Source organism: Cupriavidus campinensis, assembly GCF_905397395.1.
GTDB lineage: Bacteria > Pseudomonadota > Gammaproteobacteria > Burkholderiales > Burkholderiaceae > Cupriavidus > Cupriavidus campinensis.
The window spans coordinates 1-19,471 of sequence record NZ_CAJPVH010000053.1 but is presented as its reverse complement, the minus strand read 5'-3'; the positions used below and the strand labels follow the sequence as shown (position 1 = coordinate 19,471).

General features: G+C 65.9%; 17 protein-coding genes. 8 read left to right on the top strand and 9 right to left on the bottom strand.

The annotated features are described in order from the left end of the window. The first annotated feature begins 79 nt into the window (after positions 1-79). Genes hscA through iscX form a run of 3 tightly spaced genes read left to right on the top strand, consistent with a single transcriptional unit; the run spans position 80 to position 2,517 of the window. A complete protein-coding gene (hscA, locus tag KHO18_RS22580) occupies positions 80-1,945 on the top strand; it encodes a Fe-S protein assembly chaperone HscA (protein WP_144196092.1) in 1,866 nt (621 codons plus the stop codon). Positions 1,946-1,982: 37 nt separating this feature from the next. Next, the gene (gene fdx / locus KHO18_RS22575; RefSeq protein ID WP_144196090.1) at positions 1,983-2,321 is read left to right on the top strand and encodes an ISC system 2Fe-2S type ferredoxin; all 339 of its coding nucleotides are present in this window, start codon (positions 1,983-1,985) and stop codon (positions 2,319-2,321) included. A gap of 1 nt (position 2,322) precedes the next feature. Beyond that, a complete protein-coding gene (iscX, locus tag KHO18_RS22570; protein WP_144196088.1) occupies positions 2,323-2,517 on the top strand; it encodes a Fe-S cluster assembly protein IscX in 195 nt (64 codons plus the stop codon). A gap of 101 nt (positions 2,518-2,618) precedes the next feature. Here the strand turns inward: iscX and KHO18_RS22565 are convergent, their stop codons facing one another. The 5 genes from KHO18_RS22565 to prfB form a co-directional block, all read right to left on the bottom strand. Next, on the bottom strand, positions 2,619-3,305 hold the full coding sequence (locus KHO18_RS22565) for a glycine zipper 2TM domain-containing protein (protein ID WP_144196086.1): 687 nt from the start codon (positions 3,303-3,305) through the stop codon (positions 2,619-2,621). Positions 3,306-3,935: 630 nt separating this feature from the next. Next, positions 3,936-4,526 (bottom strand): peptidoglycan recognition protein family protein, encoded by a 591-nt coding sequence (locus KHO18_RS22560; protein WP_144196084.1) that lies wholly within the window; start codon positions 4,524-4,526, stop codon positions 3,936-3,938. A gap of 223 nt (positions 4,527-4,749) precedes the next feature. Continuing rightward, positions 4,750-6,282 carry a lysine--tRNA ligase gene (gene lysS, locus KHO18_RS22555; RefSeq protein WP_144196082.1) on the bottom strand — a complete coding sequence of 511 codons (1,533 nt, stop codon included), beginning with the start codon at positions 6,280-6,282 and terminating at the stop codon, positions 4,750-4,752. A 54-nt stretch (positions 6,283-6,336) separates the two neighbouring features. Beyond that, positions 6,337-7,095: an SDR family oxidoreductase gene (locus KHO18_RS22550; protein WP_144196080.1), complete on the bottom strand. Its 759-nt coding sequence runs from the start codon at positions 7,093-7,095 to the stop codon at positions 6,337-6,339. 109 nt (positions 7,096-7,204) lie between these two features. After that, a protein-coding gene (prfB, locus tag KHO18_RS22545) for a peptide chain release factor 2 (protein WP_144196078.1) occupies positions 7,205-8,309 on the bottom strand; the annotation gives its coding sequence in 2 pieces (ribosomal slippage) (positions 7,205-8,227 and positions 8,229-8,309; 1,104 coding nt in all). Between the two features lie 176 nt (positions 8,310-8,485). Between prfB and KHO18_RS22540 the strand changes: the two genes are divergently transcribed. Continuing rightward, positions 8,486-9,226, top strand: coding sequence for a M23 family metallopeptidase (locus tag KHO18_RS22540; RefSeq protein ID WP_144196076.1), 741 nt, complete (start codon positions 8,486-8,488; stop codon positions 9,224-9,226). A gap of 19 nt (positions 9,227-9,245) precedes the next feature. Here KHO18_RS22540 and KHO18_RS22535 read toward each other — a convergent pair whose 3' ends face one another. From KHO18_RS22535 to KHO18_RS22520, 4 genes are all read right to left on the bottom strand, one after another. Beyond that, positions 9,246-9,728: a hypothetical protein gene (locus tag KHO18_RS22535; protein WP_244845011.1), complete on the bottom strand. Its 483-nt coding sequence runs from the start codon at positions 9,726-9,728 to the stop codon at positions 9,246-9,248. Between the two features lie 37 nt (positions 9,729-9,765). Beyond that, positions 9,766-10,632, bottom strand: coding sequence for a hypothetical protein (locus KHO18_RS22530; RefSeq protein ID WP_144196074.1), 867 nt, complete (start codon positions 10,630-10,632; stop codon positions 9,766-9,768). Between the two features lie 117 nt (positions 10,633-10,749). After that, complete coding sequence (gene recJ, locus KHO18_RS22525; RefSeq protein WP_144196072.1) at positions 10,750-12,450, bottom strand: single-stranded-DNA-specific exonuclease RecJ; 1,701 nt, start codon at positions 12,448-12,450, stop codon at positions 10,750-10,752. 45 nt (positions 12,451-12,495) lie between these two features. Continuing rightward, a complete protein-coding gene (locus KHO18_RS22520) occupies positions 12,496-13,656 on the bottom strand; it encodes a hypothetical protein (RefSeq protein WP_211943934.1) in 1,161 nt (386 codons plus the stop codon). Between the two features lie 101 nt (positions 13,657-13,757). Between KHO18_RS22520 and KHO18_RS22515 the strand changes: the two genes are divergently transcribed. The 4 genes from KHO18_RS22515 (at position 13,758) to KHO18_RS22500 (ending at position 19,335) form a co-directional block, all read left to right on the top strand. Then, positions 13,758-15,008: a lipoprotein-releasing ABC transporter permease subunit gene (locus tag KHO18_RS22515; protein ID WP_144196068.1), complete on the top strand. Its 1,251-nt coding sequence runs from the start codon at positions 13,758-13,760 to the stop codon at positions 15,006-15,008. A gap of 28 nt (positions 15,009-15,036) precedes the next feature. After that, positions 15,037-15,750 (top strand): lipoprotein-releasing ABC transporter ATP-binding protein LolD, encoded by a 714-nt coding sequence (gene lolD / locus KHO18_RS22510; protein WP_244845015.1) that lies wholly within the window; start codon positions 15,037-15,039, stop codon positions 15,748-15,750. Positions 15,751-15,797: 47 nt separating this feature from the next. Continuing rightward, entirely contained in the window at positions 15,798-16,643 is an 846-nt protein-coding gene (locus KHO18_RS22505; protein WP_211943933.1) for a TatD family hydrolase, read from the top strand. A gap of 124 nt (positions 16,644-16,767) precedes the next feature. Further along, entirely contained in the window at positions 16,768-19,335 is a 2,568-nt protein-coding gene (locus KHO18_RS22500; RefSeq protein WP_211943932.1) for a DNA internalization-related competence protein ComEC/Rec2, read from the top strand. Positions 19,336-19,471 lie beyond the last annotated feature (136 nt).

The window sequence follows — 19,471 nt, the reverse complement described above, 5'->3', positions numbered from 1 at the left end:
GCGAATCGCCAGTCTCCCGGCACGGTCCTCCCCGGCGAAGTCCGGACATCGCCCCCACAAGAACACGCGAAGAATTATCATGGCACTGCTCCAGATTTCCGAACCCGGCATGTCGCCGGCCCCGCACCAGCGGCGCCTGGCGGTCGGTATCGACCTTGGCACCACCAACTCGCTGGTGGCTGCCGTGCGTAACAGCATTCCCGAAGTGTTATCCGACGAGCGCGGTCGTCCGCTGCTGCCTTCCGTCGTGCGTTACCTGCCGGACCGTACGGCCCATATCGGCTATCGCGCACAGGACGAAGCCGTGCGCGACCCCAAGAACACCATCGTCTCCGTCAAGCGTTTCATGGGCCGTGGCCTGCGTGACGTGGCCAATATCGAGCACAGTCCGTACGACTTTGTCGATGCGCCGGGCATGGTGCAGATCAAGACGGCTGCCGGGGTGAAGAGCCCGGTGGAGGTGTCGGCCGAGATCCTGGCCACGCTGCGCCAGCGCGCCGAGGATTCACTCGGCGACGATCTCGTCGGCGCCGTAATCACGGTGCCGGCCTATTTCGATGACGCCCAGCGCCAGGCCACCAAGGACGCAGCCCAACTGGCCGGCCTGGAAGTGCTGCGCCTGCTCAATGAGCCGACTGCGGCGGCCATCGCCTATGGCCTCGATAACGCGGCCGAAGGGATCTACGCGGTTTACGATCTCGGTGGCGGCACCTTCGACATCTCCGTGCTCAAGCTGACCAAGGGCGTGTTCGAGGTGATGTCCACCGGCGGCGACTCCGCGCTCGGCGGCGACGACTTCGACCAGCGCCTGCTGTGCTGGATCGTGGAACAGGCTGGCCTGCAGCCGCTGTCCGCCGAGGACACCCGACTGCTGATGGTGCGCGCCCGCGCTGCCAAGGAAGCCTTGTCCGAGAGCGACAGCACGGTGATTGACGCGGTGCTGGCCAGTGGCGAGATCGTCCACCTGCCGCTGACCGCCTCGGAATTTAACGATATTACGAAGCACCTGGTCCAGAAGACGCTGGCGCCGGCGCGTAAGGCGCTGCGCGATGCCGGCGTGGAGACGCAGGATGTGAAGGGCGTGGTGCTGGTGGGCGGCGCTACGCGCATGCCGTCGATCCGCAAGGCCGTGGGCGAGTACTTCGGCCAGACGCCGCTGACCAACCTCGATCCGGACAAGGTCGTGGCGCTCGGCGCCGCCATGCAGGCCAACCTGCTGGCTGGCAACCACGCGCCCGGCGAGGACTGGCTGCTGCTCGACGTGATCCCGCTCTCGCTGGGCGTGGAGACGATGGGCGGCCTGGTCGAGAAGATCATCCCGCGCAACAGCACGATTCCCGTGGCGCGCGCCCAGGAATTCACCACGTTCAAGGACGGCCAGACCGCGATGGCGATCCACGTGCTCCAGGGCGAGCGCGAACTGGCGAGCGATTGCCGGTCGCTGGCACGCTTCGAGCTGCGCGGCATTCCGCCGATGGTGGCCGGCGCCGCGCGCATCCGCGTGACTTATCAGGTGGATGCCGACGGCCTGCTGTCGGTGGCCGCGCGCGAGATGCACTCGGGCGTGGAGGCGTCGGTCTCGGTCAAACCGTCCTACGGGCTGGCTGACGACGACATCGCGCGCATGCTGCAGGACAGCTTCCGCGAGGCCGAACACGACATGAAGACCCGCGCGCTGGCCGAGGAACGCGTGGATGCCGAACGTCTGGTGGAAGCCACCACCCGCGCGCTCGAGGTGGACGGCGACCTGCTGACCGCCGAGGAACGCGCGACCGTGGACGCGCTGATGGCCAATGTGCGACAGATTGCAACAGGCGAAGACCATCACGCGATCAAGACCGCCGTGGAGCAGCTTTCCCATGGCACGGACGAATTTGCCGCACGCCGCATGGACCGCTCGATCAAGAGCGCGCTGGCGGGGCGCAAGGTGCAGGAGCTCGGCTGAGCCGCGCCGGATTGAGACAAGTCATACCAGGATAGACATGGCACAAATCATCGTATTGCCTCACGTGGAACTGTGCCCCGAAGGGGCCGTGTTCGAGGCCCCCCAGGGCACCAGCATCTGCGACGCGCTGCTGAGCCAGGGCATCAACATCGAGCACGCCTGCGAGAAGTCTTGCGCGTGCACCACGTGCCACGTGGTGGTGCGCGAGGGCTTCAATTCGCTGGAAGAGGCCGAGGAAAAGGAAGAAGACCTGCTCGACAAGGCCTGGGGCCTGGAGCCGAACTCGCGCCTGTCTTGCCAGGCGCTGGTGGCGGACGCGGATCTGACCGTAGAAATTCCAAAATACACGATCAACCACGCCAAGGAAGGCCACTGAGATGAAATGGACTGACACCTTCGACATCGCCGCGGCGCTCTACGACAAGTACCCCGAGGTGGACCCGCTGACGGTGCGCTTCACGCAACTGCGCCAGTGGGTGCTGGAGCTGGACGGTTTCGACGACCTGCCCGAGCGCTCGGGTGAGAAAATTCTCGAGGCGATCCAGGCTGCGTGGATCGAGGAAGCGGCGTAAGGCTGCACCTCTCGTAGATCGATGAAAACTCGATGCAAAACGGCCGCGCTGGCATCCACCAGCGCGGCCGTTTTGCTTTCTCCGGGAAGCGCTTACCTCCCTTACCCGGTTACCAGCACGCCACGCTCCATGTGGACGCGCTGGCCCACATCGACCCCCGGCGGGTTCTTGTAGGTGAAGGTACGGCGCGTGCCGTCGTCCATCTGCACGCTGACGCGGTAGGCCTTGTCCTTGTTCACGTGTTTCTCGACCACGTTGCCGGCGTAACCGCCAGCCGCCGCACCGGCCACGGTGCCGAGAATCCGGCCATTGCCGCTGCCGATCTGGTTGCCGAGCAGCCCGCCCACCACGGCACCGCCCACCGCACCCACGCCGCTGGTGGGCTTTTCCGATTCCACCACGCTCACGGCCGTCACGCGGCCAGCCGTATGGCTGGGCCGGGCGGCAGTACGCTCTTCGGACTGCGCCGATTGCGTGGGCTGTGCGGGCGGCTCGTTACGCGCCTGCTGGGCTTGCTGGGCCTGTTGGGCGTCATAAGTCGGCGGACGAGTCGTCGAACCCGGCGGCGGTGTGATGGGCTGCGTGGCGACCGGGGCAGGGTAGTCAGCAGGCCCCTGGTTTGCCTTCGTCAGCGGCAACACGCCGGTGACGGCGGCCACCGCGGTCAGGCTGGCCACCACCACGGCGACTGCCGCGGCGCCGACCAGCGGGTGCAGTCGGCGCTGAGGCGGCAGCGGCGGGGTGGGCGAATTCGACGAATGGGCGGTAGCGGGAGTGGGGTGCTGCATTTGTTGTTCTCCGGGTGACCGGACTTGCCGGTCGATACCCAAAGTGTGGCCGAATCGCGCCCCGATTGCCGTTCGATTTTGTAAGCATTCGTAGCGCAGAAATGTCATTGAAATCAGAGACTTATGACGCTATCGGGTCTCGTCCTACAGGCTCTGCTGTAACAATTCCGGCTCGTGGAAGCTGGCGCTCTTTTCTCTAGCACTTCCCCTCATCTTCAAGCCCGTAAGTACACGCGAAAGGGTCGTACCATTTGTTCTTTCCATAGTAGACGTACACTTTATCGCCCCCGTGCGTCCATACCAATGCTGCCGTTCCGCCGGAATATAGGCTCCACGCCCCGGAACTGTTGTCTTCGAACACGACAGTGCCCGTGGCATAACACGGAGAATAGTAGTCGTGGAGCACCATGCGCGCCTGGACAGGGTAGATCTTGGAAAAGAAGTTTTTGACCTGCGTGACCGTTGGCCGGAACTTCTTACATAGCTCGGCGGTCCGCGGATCTCCATCCGGTAGCGATTGGCCGACTTCTTCAATCACCACTTTTCTGACGTCTCTGGCTGAGCAAAGCGAGGCTGTCATGCACAGCAAAACGAATGCGGCCGATCTCAAGAGAGGAAGAGATCTTGCCCCTACCATCTTGCGGTCCTCGCTTCGGTCAGGTTCTTGTAGGAAATATCGGGGTGCCGATAGACTTCCCGCGACATCACCGCGAAGGTGTCCATGAGTTCTGATACAAGCCAGTCTAATGAAGAGTTTTGAGCGGCAGTGACATCCTCGTAAACTTCCTTGTTTTTCGGTCCGATTGCCATGCCTACCAGTTCTATTCCTATGGAGTCATGATTGGATGGAAATCGGCTGGGCCATTTTTTCTTTACTTCGTGTCGATGTAGAGCACGAGTTCCGAGCTTTGATACCTTGTCTAGCTCGATGGAGGAACACTGTTTGGTCAAGATGCTGCGTGACCGGAGCCGGCCGACGCGATTTGTCACTCTCTGCAGGGATGCGGTTTGATAGATGGTTCCGTCCTTGTCTATCAGGAAGTGAGCACCATTCGCTCCTTCGTCGCCATAGCTGTTAAATGTATGGGATGACTCCGGGGCGCTTGTTTGGTGTACAACGATCCCGTTTACGGTGTCCATCGGTCCGCGCTCGATCTTCGGGAATATCTTCACCCTCACACGTTCTGCGTCGACATGCCCTTGCTTCGTAATAAACAGCATCCTCTCTCCTGGTCAGGTTGCCCCTCCCGGCTGGCGGCGGCCATCAACCTAGCAGGAGCGAGTACGCGGAAACAATCGCTGATTCTTTAAACTCTGGGGCACAGAGACGTCGCGTTTCGGCGTCGCCAAAAAGAAAAACCCCACACCTGGAAAAATGTGGGGTTTGTCAGTGGTCTGCAACCCGCCACGCATGCGGTGGGTTGTCTGGGTGGGTACCTGCTGTTCAATCCTCGCGGCGCAGGTGCGGGAACAGGATGACGTCGCGGATGTTCGGGCTGTCGGTCAGCAGCATCACCAGACGGTCGATGCCGATGCCGCAGCCACCCGTCGGGGGCATGCCGTATTCGAGCGCGCGGATGTAGTCGGCGTCGAAGTACATCGCTTCCTCGTCGCCGGCGTCCTTCTGCTCCACCTGCTTGCGGAAGCGGTCGGCCTGATCCTCGGCATCGTTCAATTCCGAGAAACCGTTAGCGATCTCGCGGCCCGTGATGAACAGCTCGAAACGCTCGGTGATGCCCGGCACGGTGTCCGAGGCGCGCGCCAGCGGCGATACCTCGACCGGATAGTCGACGATGAAGGTCGGCTCCCACAGCTGGCTCTCGGCCGTTTCCTCGAACAGCACCAGTTGCAGGGTGCCGAGGCCGGCGTTCAGGAACTGCGGCGCGCTCGTATTCACGCCGAATTTCTTCAGTTCGGTGCGCAGGAAGTCGGCATCGGCCAGTTGCGCGTCGGTGTACTCGGGCGCGAACTTCTGGATCGCCTGGCAGATCGTCAGGCGATGGAACGGCTTGGCCAGATCCAGCTCGCGGCCCTGGTAGGTCACCGTGGCGCTGCCGCGCGCATCGATGGCCGCCTGGCGGATCAGGTTCTCGGTGAAGTCCATCAGCCAGCGGTAGTCCGTGTAGGCCGCGTAGAACTCCATCATCGTGAACTCGGGGTTGTGGCGCGGGCTCACCCCTTCATTACGGAAATTACGATTGATCTCGAACACGCGCTCGAAGCCACCGACAACCAGGCGCTTCAGGTACAGCTCGGGCGCGATGCGCATGAACATCTGCATGTCCAGCGCGTTGTGGTGCGTGATGAAAGGCTTGGCCGCCGCGCCGCCCGGAATCGGGTGCAGCATCGGCGTTTCCACTTCCATGAAGCCGGCGTCAGCCATATGGCGGCGCAGCGAGGAAATGGCGTTAGTACGAGCCCGGAACGTGGCACGCGTCTCGGGCGAGACGATCAGGTCCACATAGCGCTGGCGGTACTTGGTTTCCTGGTCGGCCAGGCCGTGGAACTTGTCCGGCAGCGGGCGCAGCGATTTCGACAGCAGGCGCAGCTCGCGCACCTGCACCGACAGCTCACCCTTGTTGGTGCGGAACAGCTCGCCGCGCGCGCTGATGATGTCGCCCAGGTCCCAGTGCTTGAACGCGGCATAGACCTCCTCGCCCACCTTGTCACGCGTGACATAGAACTGGATCTGGCCGCTGCCGTCCTGCACGGTGGCAAAGCTGGCCTTGCCCATCACGCGCTTGAGCATCATGCGGCCGGCGATGGCCACTTCCACGGGCTGCGCTTCCAGCGTGGCCTGGTCGGTCTCGCCATGCTCGGCGTGCAGCGCGGCGGCCTGGTGCGTCGGGCGGAAGTCGTTGGGGAAGGCCACGCCTTGCTGACGCAGGGCCTGCAGTTTCTCGCGCCGCTCCGCGATGATCTTGTTCTCGTCGGCGGCAGGTATATCGGCGGCTGGGGCGCGGGTCGGTTCGGTCATGATGTGTCGGTGGATCGCGCGGGCAGGGGCCGGCGCGGTTCGGTTCAGTTCGGTTCAGTAATTGCGGATGTCGTCGAGTTCGGTCTTGCCGAAGTCGGGACGATCCAGGTAGGCCACGATGCGCCGCGCCGTGTCTTCGGGCGAGGCGAGCTGGTCGTTGGCCTTGAGGTCGCGGAAGCGCTGCACGGCGGCGAAGTCCGCGCCCCGGATGGTTTCCTGCATGTCGGTATCGACCACGCCCGGCGCCAGCGCCACGGCGCGCACTGCGCGCGGCTCCGGCACGCTCGCGTACTCGGCGTTGACCGAGCGGATGAACATGTCGAGCGCGGCCTTGCCGGCGCAATAGGCGCTCCAGCCCGGCACCGGGTTACGCGCGGCGCCCGACGAGATCGCCAGCACCTTGCGCGCGCAGTCGAAGCGGGTGGTGTGCTCGATGAACGCGCCGGTCATGGTCATCGGCGTTGCCAGGTTGGTCAGCAGATGGGGGATGAGCGTGGTCTCGTGCAGCGCCGTGATCGGGCCAATCGGCTCTACAACGCCGGCGTTGAGGATCAGCGTCACGCTGGCCGGGGTCTCGTCCACGGCATCCAGCACGCTGCCCAGCCAGCCAGCGGCCGCGCTGGGCTGGGACAGGTCCTGCAGGTGCCAGGCCACCGGCACGCCGCTGGCGGCGATATCCGCCTCCAGTTCGGGGCTGCGGCTGCGCGCCACGCAGATCACCCGGTTGCCCGGTTTCAGCAACGCGCGGGTCAGTGCCGCGCCCAGGCCGCGCGATGCGCCCGTGACGATATAGAGATGGATACCTGCGCTCATGGTGCCCCGGATGTCTTGGTGGTCTTGGTGGTTCGAAGGTGAAGCGGAATGCGTCGAAGTTGGCCGGCGGGAACCGGCGCGCCACCCCGGGGGCGGCGCGCCGGCCTGCTTACAGGCCCTGTTTCAGGCTGGCCTCGATGAACGGATCGAGGTCGCCGTCCAGCACCTTCTGGGTGTTGGACATTTCCACATTGGTGCGCAGGTCCTTGATCCGGCTCTGGTCCAGCACGTACGAGCGGATCTGGTGGCCCCAGCCCACGTCGGTCTTGCCGGCTTCGAGCTTGTCGGCCTCGGCCTGGCGCTTGCGCATCTCATGCTCGTACAGGCGCGACTTCAGCATCGACATGGCCTCGGCACGGTTGCGGTGCTGCGAACGGTCGTTCTGGCACTGCACGACGATGCCGGTGGGGATGTGGGTAATCCGCACCGCCGAATCGGTCTTGTTGATGTGCTGCCCGCCCGCGCCCGAGGCGCGGTAGGTATCCACGCGCAGGTCGGCCGGGTTGACTTCCACCTCGAACGAATCGTCCACCTCGGGGTACACGAACACCGACGAGAACGACGTGTGGCGGCCGCCCGACGAATCGAACGGCGACTTGCGCACCAGGCGGTGCACGCCGGTCTCGGTGCGCAGGTAGCCGAACGCGTAGTCGCCCTCGATCTTGATCGTTGCGCTCTTGATGCCGGCCACGTCGCCCTCGGATTCCTCGAGCACCTCGGCCTTGAAGCCCTTGCGCTCGCAGTACTTCAGGTACTGGCGCAGCAGCATCGATGCCCAGTCGCACGCTTCCGTGCCGCCGGCGCCGGCCTGGATATCGATGAAGGCGTTGGCCTGGTCCATCTCGCCCGAGAACATGCGGCGGAATTCCATGCCGGCCACGATGTCCTCGAAGCCCTTGACGTCGGCCTCGATGGACTCGAGCGTTTCATCGTCGCCTTCCTCGCGCGCGAGCTCGAACAGCTCGTCGGCGCCGGTCAGGTCGTCCGTCAGCTTCCCGAGGACCTGTACCACGGCCTCGAGCGCTTTCTTTTCCTTGCCCAGGTCCTGGGCCCGCTTGGGGTTGTTCCAGACCTCCGGGTCTTCCAGCTCGCCGTTGACTTCGTCCAGGCGTCCTACTTTGACATCGTAGTCAAAGATACCCCCGTAGATCTTCCGTCCGGGAACGGAGATCGGAGATGGCACCGGAGATGGCGTTGAGGCGTTCTGCTTCCATGATGTTCCTGCGCTTCCAAAACCTTGAATTATAGCGGATTGGCGCCGTAAATCCCGGGAGGGATGGTCGCGTGTGGCGAACCGTTCGCGATGCGAACGGTCTACCAGGGGGCCGCGGCGCCACTTTGCAGCACTTCGGCGACAATATCGGGGAATAACAGGAGTGAACTCGGACGCATGACAGCAAGCAACCTCGCCAGACCAGACGTGTCTGCGGCCCGCCGCCGCACACTGGGCCGCCTTGGCGCGGCATCGATGGCCGCGCTGACGGCCTCGCTGCTCGCCGCCTGCGGCACGACTCCCACAGAGCCGGCGCCGGACGGCTTCTACCGCGTGGAACGCGGCGACACCTTGTACTCGATCGCCCGGCGCAACCGGCGCTCGGTGGCCGAGTTGGCCCGCTGGAACGACCTGACGGACACCAATCAGATCGAGGTTGGGCAGTTGATCCGGGTGCGGCCGCCGGCCGGTGCCGCGGCCGCGTCGGGACCGTCCAAATCATCGGAAAAATCTGAAACGCCGGCCAAACAGGCCGACGCCGCGCCATCTCGCCCGCCCGCCAACGCCATCAAGCTGCAATGGCCGGCCGATGGCCGCGTGACGGGCCGCTTCGCCCTGCCGGCCGAGAAGGGTTTGCGGATCGAAGTGCCGGCCAACGGCAAGGTCCGCGCCGCCGCCAGCGGCTGGGCCATCCACGTCGGCACGCTGCGTGGCTACGGCATGCTGGTGATCGTAAAGCACAGCGACGACTGGCTGACCGTGTACGGCAACCTCGACAAGCCGCTGGTCAAGGAAGGCGCCCGCGTCACCACGGGACAGGAGATCGGCAGCATGGCCAGCGCGGCCGAGTTGCACTTCGAGGTGCGTGGCAACGGCAAGCCGGTGAATCCGGCCACCTACCTGCCGCCGCGCGGCTAGGCAGACGGCCGGCGGCAGGCTATTCGGCGTCCGGGGCTTTCGGCCTCGGCGCCTTGAACGGCTTGATCACGTATTTCTCGCCATGCTTGCGGCAGTCATCGGCGACGGCTCGCCACCAGGCTTCGGTGACGAGGTAGGTGCTGCCGTTGATGTCGTTGGGGGTGGGGACGGTGTCAGTAGCCAGTTCGAGATGGCGGTTCGACATGATGAGGCTTTCATGTACGTACTCTGGATAGCGGCTTCCTCCCCACAGGATTAACGTTTGCGGCTCCCGCCAGTGCACCCAAACCTGCTTTCTTCCATCCGACCACTTGTAGCCGACTACGCAAAAGTGGTTTCGTTGGTCGTTCTTATGGAATGTGGCAAGAAAATGGCGTATTGCGCCCGCCGGATTTCGATAATGGCGTTCCTTGGAGACCGTGAAACGGCCCACCGGTTTTTCAGAAAATCCATCCGGCAGGCCGTCGCCGGCGTATCCGCTCAGAGAAGCGGCGGCCAGCAAAGCAAACGATACGCACTTAGATCTCATCGTCTTTCCCTTAGGGCTTGGCCTTGTTTTTCGGCTGCAAGCTGGCGAGAAACCCCTCGGTCAAGGTATAAAAATCCTGTCCTCCCTTGCTCTGGAATTTCTGGAAATTTTGGCCTGGGTGGCTCGAGTCCAGCGTGCGCCAGGCATACAGCCCGGTTCGGCTTGGATCGGGGCCGAAATTTTCGCCTTTTGCGACCGCCAACGCGCTGGCGACGTACGCCATGTATTCCTTTTGACGGAGATGGGTTCCATCGTGAGCAATGTCCAGTGTGCGATTGAGCATCTGGTGTTGATCGGGCGCAATGGCTGGATAGTTTTCGAAGCCCCTTACCTGGTTCTTTGCCTTAATCAATGTAGTCAGGTCGGTCGCACCGCGCGCGGCGAAATGCTGGGCGCCAAGTTTCAGTCGATTGCGCAAGACATGCACCATCCATTGCATGCTTTCGCGTGCGTCGCCTTGGTTTACGTATTTTTCGTGGTCGGGGCTTGCATTCTCAACGATTAACATCCGCGCGAGAACGCCCTGTTCGGTATTCGGTTCCGGTAGAACGAGTTTCGGATGAATCTCGACCGTCACCCTGCCGGTATTAGTGTCCCTAAGCTGCGGCCGTCCTTGCGCGTCAGTCGCGTACGCATCCACATGAACAATGTGGCGGCTCACGATACTGTGAGCCTGGACCTCAAGCCGAAGTACCTGCTCGATCCGCCTATCGTCGACCTTCAACGGTACGACTGTCAGGATACTGTCGGTACTCCGGAGCACCAGATGTTTCTTGTTTGGCCCCAGACCGGACACCTTGAACTGGAGCCGATTCCCCGGGAAAAGGGTGATTTGCGCGCCGAGCGGCGCGCCGTTGCTGCGCAGGAGTTTGGCCATGTTGCTTCAACCATGAGGGAAGAAGCGGCCATTGTTCAGGCGCTCGAATACACGCGTAAATCGTAGAACAGCGGAAATGTGTACCAGATTTCCGCAGTCCCGCCAGCGTTTGCCGATTTACTGCGCGTGTTCGATTACCAGTTGCACGCGGGTGACCCCGTTGAAGGTGTTGTTGTCCAGCCGGTAGGCCACCGTCGCGCTGGCGCCGTCGAGGGCGTCGGCGTGGTTGAACCAGATCGCGTCGAAGCGCTGGCTCCCACGTCCCAGTTGCAGCTTCAGGTGCTTGCCCTTGAGCACGGTCTGGCGCAAGACGTCGAATTCGCCGCAGAACGTGGGGGGCGGGAAGCCCTGGCCCCAGACCTGACCTTCTAGCAATCCGACGAATTCCGGGCTGAAGCACGACTCCTCGATGTCGCCATCGGTCTCGATCACGCGCGCCAGTTGGTCGTCCGTCAGCCATTCCCGGCCAACGGCTTCGAACGCCGACATAAAGGTATCGAAGTCGGCCGAGCGGACGGTCAGTCCGGCCGCCATCGCATGTCCGCCAAATTTCACCAGTAAGCCGGGGTGCCGCTTCGACACCAGATCAAGCGCATCGCGCAGGTGGAACCCCGGGATCGAGCGGCCGGAACCCTTGATATGTTCTTCGTCACCCGGCGCGAAGGTGATGGTCGGGCGGTGGAACTTCTCCTTGAGCCGCGAGGCCACGATGCCGATGACCCCCTGGTGCCAGGTGTCGTTGAACACGCTGACCGTGTAGCGCGACGCCGGATCGAGCCCCGCCAGCGGCGCCTCCAGGATCTGCAAGGCCTCCTGCTGCATGCCGGCCTCGATGTCGCGCCGCTCGCGGTTCATGCCGTCCAGTTCCTGGGCGATTTCCCACGCACGGTTCGGGTCGTCGGTCAGCAGGCATTCGATGCCGAGCGACATGTCGGCAAGCCGTCCCGCCGCGTTGAGGCGGGGACCCAGGCCGAAACCGAGGTCGAACGTGTTCGCCCGCGTGGCCTCGCGCCCGGCCGCGCGGAACAGCGCCGCCACGCCCGGATGCATGCGTCCGGCGCGCATCCGGCGCAGGCCTTGGGCCACGAGGATGCGGTTGTTGGTGTCCAGTTTCACGACGTCCGCCACGGTGCCGAGCGCCACCAGGTCAAGCAGGGTTTGCAGCGGCGGCTGGGTCGCCTGGGTGAACGCGCCGCGCCGGCGCAGTTCCGCGCGCAGGGCCAGCAGCACATAGAACATCACGCCCACGCCGGCCAGATTCTTGCTCGGGAACTCGCAGCCGGGTTGGTTCGGGTTGACGATGACCGCCGCCTCTGGCAACTCGGCGCCGGGAAGGTGGTGGTCGGTCACCACCACGTCGATGCCGAGCGCATTGGCCGCCGCCACGCCATCGACCGACGCAATGCCGTTGTCGACGGTGACGATGACGTCCGGCTGCTGCTGGGCGGCCAGCGCCACGATCTCGGGCGTCAGTCCGTAGCCGTACTCGAAGCGGTTCGGCACGATGAAATCCACGCGCGCGCCGAGCATGCGCAGCCCGCGCACGCCCACTGCGCAGGCCGTGGCGCCGTCGCAGTCGTAATCGGCCACGATCAGCAGCTTGCGGTTGGCCGCGATGGCATCGGCCAGGTACTCGGCCGCGTGGCCGATGCCCTTCATCGTTGTGGGAGGCGTCAGTTCCGGCAGTTCGGTAGCCAGTTCAGACGGATGCAGCACCCCGCGCGCCGACAGGATGCGGGCCAGAGTCGGGTGCAGGCCCGACTTGGCCAGCACATCGGCGTGGGGTTCGGAATAGGAGCGGATGGCGATCCGGGTCATGGTCGTTCGTCCAGAAAACGGGCGCGAGAAGGGAAAACGCGCGGATCAGGCCACCATGGCCAGGTCGGAAAGCAGGGCGCGCCAGTCGCCGCGCGCGCCCATGCCGCGCCAGAACTTGCGCAGGTCGGCGCGCCGCACGGTGAACTCGGCATAGTGGTTCTCGCCGCCCAGCACCAGCGTGACACCCATGATGCGGCCATCGGCCAGGGCTGCGAGCACCGGGGTGAACCACTGGGCGTCGAGCGCGTGCATGCGCTCGAGCCAGAGGCCCCAGTCCTGGGCGATATGGGCCTCGGCGGCGGTGTCGAGCATCGCCATGACATGGCCGTCGGCCTTCGCAATCTCCTCGAATCTGGCCGGCTGCGGGTCGAGCAGGCTATCGCCGGCGAGGGCCAGGCCGGCCAGCAACGGGTCGTCAGTCAGCACGGCGTCGGCCAGCCGGTTGACGAGGCTCAGCTTGCCGCCGCCGTGGAGCCATACCGAATTGATGGTCAGGCGGCCCTCGGCCTCGCGCGCCTGGTTGACCGGATGGTCGTGCCAGGTCATCTGGATCTCGTTCTGGAGGCGCCGCCAGTCGCGCGCCCGCGCACCGGCTTGCAGCCAGATGTCGATATTACGGCCCGTGGCGCGCACTGGCGTGGTGGCTTCCAGCTCGCCGAACACATCGTCGGCCACATACCAGCGGGCGGGGTGGGGCGCGTCCAGCGCAATGCCGGACTCACGGAGCAGGTCGTCGATGGCGGCGCGCAGCGCGGCGGCCTCGTCGGCGCGGATCTCGAGCTGGTCCGGATGCATCAGCACGAGGTGGTCCCGTGCCGCATGAATATGGACCGGCTGGAGGCAGGCCCAGCCCTGGTCGCCGTCTTCCTGGCGCCTAAGGTCGGCGGCAGGCGGCGCCTGGGCGGCGTCCGGCTGGCGGTCCGCGGCACGTTGCCGCAGGTCGGCCAGGCGCATAAAAGGCGCAGTCGGCACCCGGCGGGTGTCCAGGCCGGCCCGGCCGGCCAGCCAGCGTTCCTGCGGCAGGGTGCGCAGGAACGGGTCGTCGTGGGTCTCGCGCAGGCCCGGGGCGGCGCGGGTGAGCAACTTTCCGAGCGCCGGCAACTCCAACTGCCGCAGCAGCGCGCCGGAGACGACGTCGTCCGTGGCGTCGTTGCCGGCGCCAGGCGGGACGGAAAAGGGCACAATCAGGGTCAGGTGCGTCATCATGGTTGCCGAGATTGTAAACTTCCGGCTGGCCGGCGCCAGTTTTCCGTCACCCAAGGGGGCGGATGGCCCGCCGGCGCGACTTCCGAACAACAGGATTCCTCTTGAACTTTCCCTACGAGTGGCAGATCGGCTGGCGATACACCCGCGCGAGCAAGCGCGCCAGCCGCAACACATTCATTTCGTTCATTTCCATGATCTCGATGCTTGGCATCGCGCTCGGTGTGGCGGCGCTGATCGTCGTGCTGTCGGTCATGAACGGCTTCCAGAAAGAAGTGCGGGACCGCATGCTGTCGGTCCTCGCCCATATCGAGGTTATCGCCCCCGGGCCGCTGCCCGACTGGCACAAGACCGCCGCCGAGGCCATGCGGAACAAGGAAGTGGTGGGGGCGGCGCCCTACGTGGCCGCCCAGGCCATGCTCACCCGTGAAGACGCGGTGCGCGGCGTGCTGCTGCGCGGCGTGGACCCGGCGGAGGAGCCAAAGGTCTCCGACGTTGGCAACCAGTTCCGCGCCGGCAGCATGAACGCCCTGGTGCCGGGCGGCTTCGGCATCGCGCTCGGCAACGAACTGGCCAACGCCATGGGCGTGCGCGTCGGCGACAAGGTGACGCTGGTGGCGCCGCAGGGCACCATCACGCCGGCCGGCGTACTGCCGCGGCTCAAGCAGTTCACGGTGGTCGGCGTGTTTTCGTCTGGCCACTACGAGTTTGACAGCGCCCTGGCCCTGATCGACATCAAGGACGCCGAGACGCTGTTCCGCCAGTCCGGTCCTACCGGCGTGCGGCTCAAACTGTCCGACATGCAGCAGGCACCCCAGGTGGCCCAGGAACTGGCCGGCACGATGAGCGGCGAACTGTACCTGCGCGACTGGTCCAAGCAGAACCGCAACTGGTTCGCTGCCGTCCAGACAGAGAAGCGCATGATGTTCATCATCCTGACGCTGATCATCGCCGTGGCGGCGTTCAACCTCGTTTCTACGTTGGTCATGACCGTCACCGACAAGCAGGCTGACATCGCCATCCTGCGCACGATGGGCGCCCAGCCGCGCTCGATCATGAAGATCTTCATCGTCCAGGGCGTGGCCATTGGTTTCATCGGCACCGTGCTCGGCGTGCTTGGCGGCACGCTGATCGCGACCAATATCGACGTGATCGTGCCCTTTATCGAGCGGGTATTGCATGTGCAGTTCCTGCCACGTGACATCTATTTCATCAGCGAACTGCCTTCGGACCCCCGCGTGAACGACATCGCCACCATCGGCATCATCTCCTTCGTGCTGGCCACCCTGGCCACGATCTATCCCAGCTGGCGCGCCGCGCGCGTGAACCCGGCGGAGGCGCTGCGCTATGAGTGACACCTCCCTGCTCCAGGAAGCCGCCGCCATGCCGGCAGTTCCCGGCCTCGCCGTGCAGTCCGGCACGCCGGTGCTGGTGGCCGAGGGCCTGTCCAAGCGTTTCCGCCAGGGCGGCCTCGATGTGGACGTCCTGCGCGGCGTGGATGTACGCGTGGACGCCGGCGAGAAGGTTGCCATCGTCGGCGCGTCAGGCTCCGGCAAGTCCACGCTGCTGCATGTGCTGGGCGGGCTGGACAACCCCGACGCCGGCCGCGTTGCACTGCTCGGCAAGCCGTTCACCTCGTTGCGCGAGAGCGAGCGGAACGCCGTCCGCAACCGCGCGCTCGGCTTCGTCTACCAGTTCCACCATCTGCTGCCCGAGTTCACCGCGCTGGACAACGTCGCCATGCCGATGCGCATCCGCGGCCTCAAGGAACGCGAGGCGCGTGCCGCCGCGCAGGCTATGCTCGAACGCGTGGGCCTGGGCGGGCGGGCGAAGCACCGTCCCGGCGAGCTGTCCGGCGGCGAGCGCCAGCGCGTGGCCATCGCCCGTGCACTGGTCGGCCAGCCGGCCTGCGTGCTGGCCGACGAGCCCACCGGCAACCTCGACGATCACACCGCCGGCGGCGTGTACGACCTGATGCTCGAGCTGTCACGCACGCTAGGCACGAGCTTCGTCATCGTCACGCATGACACGGACCTCGCTGGCCGCTGTGACCGCGTGCTGCGCCTGCGTGACGGGCACTTGCACCGCGAACGCTGATCGGTCATCGATCCCTACCCCAACCGACCTGCCGCCCCCGCCCCGCCATGTGGATCGATACCCACTGCCACCTCGACGCCAGCGAGTTCGATAGCGATCGCACGGACGTCACGCGCGCGGCGGCCGAGGCCGGCGTCTCGGGCATCGTACTGCCGGCCGTGGCGGTGTCCAACTTCGATGCCGTGCGCGCGCTGGCGCATGCCGGCACCGAGGCGGGTGGCGGCGCCCTCTGCGTCTACGCGCTCGGCATCCATCCCCTCTGTACACCCGGCGCCGGGCAGCCGCATCTGGACGAATTGCGACGCCAGGTGGCTGCGTCGATGGACGACCCGCGCTTCGTCGCCATCGGCGAAATCGGCCTCGACTTCTTCGTCCCGGGGCTGGACGCCGCCCACCAGACGTGGCTCTACTCCGAGCAGGTGAAGATCGCGCGCGATTTCGATCTTCCGGTGCTGCTGCATGTACGCAAGTCGCAGGATCAGGTCTATGCGCAACTGCGCCGCGTGGGCGTGCGGCAGGGCATTGCACACGCCTTCAACGGCAGTCACGAGCAGGCGCGCCGCTACGTCGAGCACGGCATGAAGCTCGGTTTCGGCGGCAACCTGACCTTCTCCCGCGCCAGACAGATCCGCCGGCTCGCGGCGGAATTGCCGCTCGAGGCCATCGTGCTCGAGACCGATGCGCCTGACATCGCGCCGGCCTGGCTCTCCGACGACCAGTTCGGCGAGCAGCACAAGGCGCGCAACACGCCCGGCGAGGTGGTGGGCGTGGCACGCGTGCTCGGCGAACTGCGCGGCGTGCCGGAACCTGAGCTGGCGCAGGCCATGTGGCGCAACTCGGTGGCAGCGCTGCCGCGTCTGGCGGCGTTTGCAGACATCATGGCGCCGCGCTGAACGCGTGGCAATACGCCAGCCGCCGTTTTAACAATCTTCCACAAAAACACATCATTCGTTAACGTTTTGGCGCCATCGCGCACAGTACAAATACGCCATCGGAAAGCGTTGTCCCGGAGGTGTGATGCGAGCTGTGCTGATGGCGTTCGTCGCGGGTTGCTGGTGGCTCCAGCAGCAGGCCGGATTGCCGTCGGCGTGGCGGTGGTGGTGGCAGGCGCTGGCGGGGGCCATCGGCGTGGTGGCGTTGACGTATGTCGCGCGTTGTCGTCATGGGCGCATGGTGGGCGAGGGAAGTGCGTCCGTTCTCAGGATGTGGATGTGGCGCGGGGTCGTGGTGGCGCTTGCGTGCGGGGCGGGGTTCGGGTGGGCGGCATGGCGCGCCGACAGCAGGATGGCAGACTGGCTGGACCCAGCCCTGGCGGGGCGCGACATCGAGCTACACGGCATGGTCGCCGGGCTGCCCGATGTGGCAAGCCAGGGCACGCGCTTTCTGTTCGCGGTAACCGGGTTGCATGAGGCGCGCCTGCCACCACGGCTCCTGCTGACCTGGCGGGATCCGCCGGAGGCGCTGCAGCCGGGGGAGCGCTATCGGCTGACGGTCAGGCTGCGCAGGCCACGCGGGCTGGCCAATCCACATGGATTCGACTACGCGTACTGGCTGCTGGGCGAGGGTATCGGTGCAACTGGCTATGTGCGCGCCGGCGCGCCGTCGGAGGAGGCGGGGCCGCTGCCATGGGCAATTCGCGTACAGGCGTGGCGGGCGGGCTTGCGCGACCGGCTTCGCGCGGCGCTGCCGCCGGACGCGCGCTTTGGGGCTGTGCTCGTGGCGCTGGTGATTGGCGACCAGCGCGGCATCGCCACCGAGGACTGGGAGGTGTTCCGACGGACCGGCATCGCGCATCTGGTCAGCATTTCGGGCCTGCACATCACGATGATCTCGGGCGCGGCTGGCGCCCTGGTGCTGGCGTTGTGGCGGCGGTCGTTCGGGCTGGGGCGGCGGCTGCGCCGGCCCTTGCCGCTGATCTGGCCGGCGCAGCAGGCGGCGCTCGTGGTGGCGGTACTGACTGCCTTGGGCTACGGACTGATCGCCGGGATGCAGGTGCCGGCGATGCGTACCGTGAGCATGCTGGCCGTGGCGGCGCTGGCATTGTGGAGTGGCCGGGCGCCACCGGCATCGGTCGTGCTCGCGTGGGCGGCAGGTGTGGCGGTGATGATCGACCCATGGGCCGTGATGTCGCCCGGCTTCTGGCTGTCCTTCGGCGCCGTGGCGGCGATCTTCCTTGCCGCGCGCGAGCCGGTTCGGCACGCAAGGGCGGAGGGGCGGTGGCAGAGGGCGAGGGCGGTCGTGGCGGCGGCGCTGGCGGGCGCCGCACGCACGCAGTGGGCGGTGACGGTTGGTCTCGTGCCGCTGACGCTACTGCTGTTCGGACAGGTGTCTGTAGTGTCTTGCCTTGCCAACGCTGTCGCCATTCCGGTGGTGAGCCTGCTTGTGACACCGTTGGCGCTGGCCGGCGCCGTGCTGCCGGCGATCTTGGCCGGGCCGTTGCTGGCGATTGCGCATACAGCGATGGCTTGGCTGTCCGGGGCGCTCTCCTGGCTTGCGGCGCCAGCGTGGGCCATCTGGGAGGCGGCGCAGCCGGGGCCCGTCTGGATGGTGCTGGCGTCTGCCGGGGTGGTGCTCGTGCTGATGCCGCGCAAACGGGCGGCGGATCTCCGGGCAGCAACGCCCTCGGGCGGCCCGCGGCCCGCCCGGCGGCCCATGCGTCCCTCGGTGCGTGCGCCGCCACGCTGGTGTGGGGCGTTGCTGATGATGCCGATGCTGCTGGCGGGCCGGACGCCTGTGCCGGCCGGGGAGTTCCGTGTCACGGCACTCGATGTTGGGCAGGGCACGGCGGTACTGGTCGAGACCAAGGCCCATGCACTGCTGTATGACACGGGGCCGGGATACCCGTCAGGGGCAAGTGCGGGTGGGCAGGTGATCGTGCCATGGCTGCGGGCGATGGGCGTGCGGCGGCTCGATACGCTGATGGTCAGTCACGAGGATGCGGATCATGCCGGGGGCGTGCGCGAGGTGCTGGCGGCAGTGCCGGTGGGGCGCCGGCTGACGGGGGCGCCGCTCGATCACGGGCTCCTGATTGAGGCAGCGGCGATCGAAGGTAGCGCGTTGGGCAGCGCAGTGCCGTGGCAGCCGTGTGAGGCTGGCGCGGCGTGGACGTGGAATGGCGTGCGCTTCACTATCCTGCATCCGTCGGCGTCGGACCTCGGCAGCGCGCGGTTGGCAAGCAATGCGCGCAGTTGTGTGCTGCGGGTGGCCACGGCGCACCGCAGCCTCTTGCTGACCGGGGATATCGGCGTGCGCGAGGAACTGGGTTTGGTTGCCACGGTGCCGCCGGAAGACCTGCGTGCCGATGTCCTGCTGGTGCCGCACCACGGCAGCGGCACGTCTTCAGGCGCGGCGTTCCTGCGCGCGGTGCAGCCGGAGGCGGCGGTGTTCCAGCTGGGATTCGGCAATCGCTACCGGCATCCGCGCGCCGATGTCTGGCGGCGGTATGGGCGTGAGGGCATCGCGCGGTATCGGACGGATGAAACGGGCGCGGTGTCGATCGTCACGGCGGGGTCGCTCCTGAAGATATCGTCATACCGGCAGCGAGAGCGGCGGTACTGGCGCGATGCACCGGCCGCGCCGCGCTAGGCGTCGGCGCCGGTCCCGGAGGGGTGCGAGAAAGAGGGCGTCAACTGCGCGAACCTGCGCGCGCGGCCTTTGGTGACTTGGCGGCCGGTGCCTTGGCGGTGCCGCCCGTGGCGGCCGCCACGGCTTCGCGGGACGC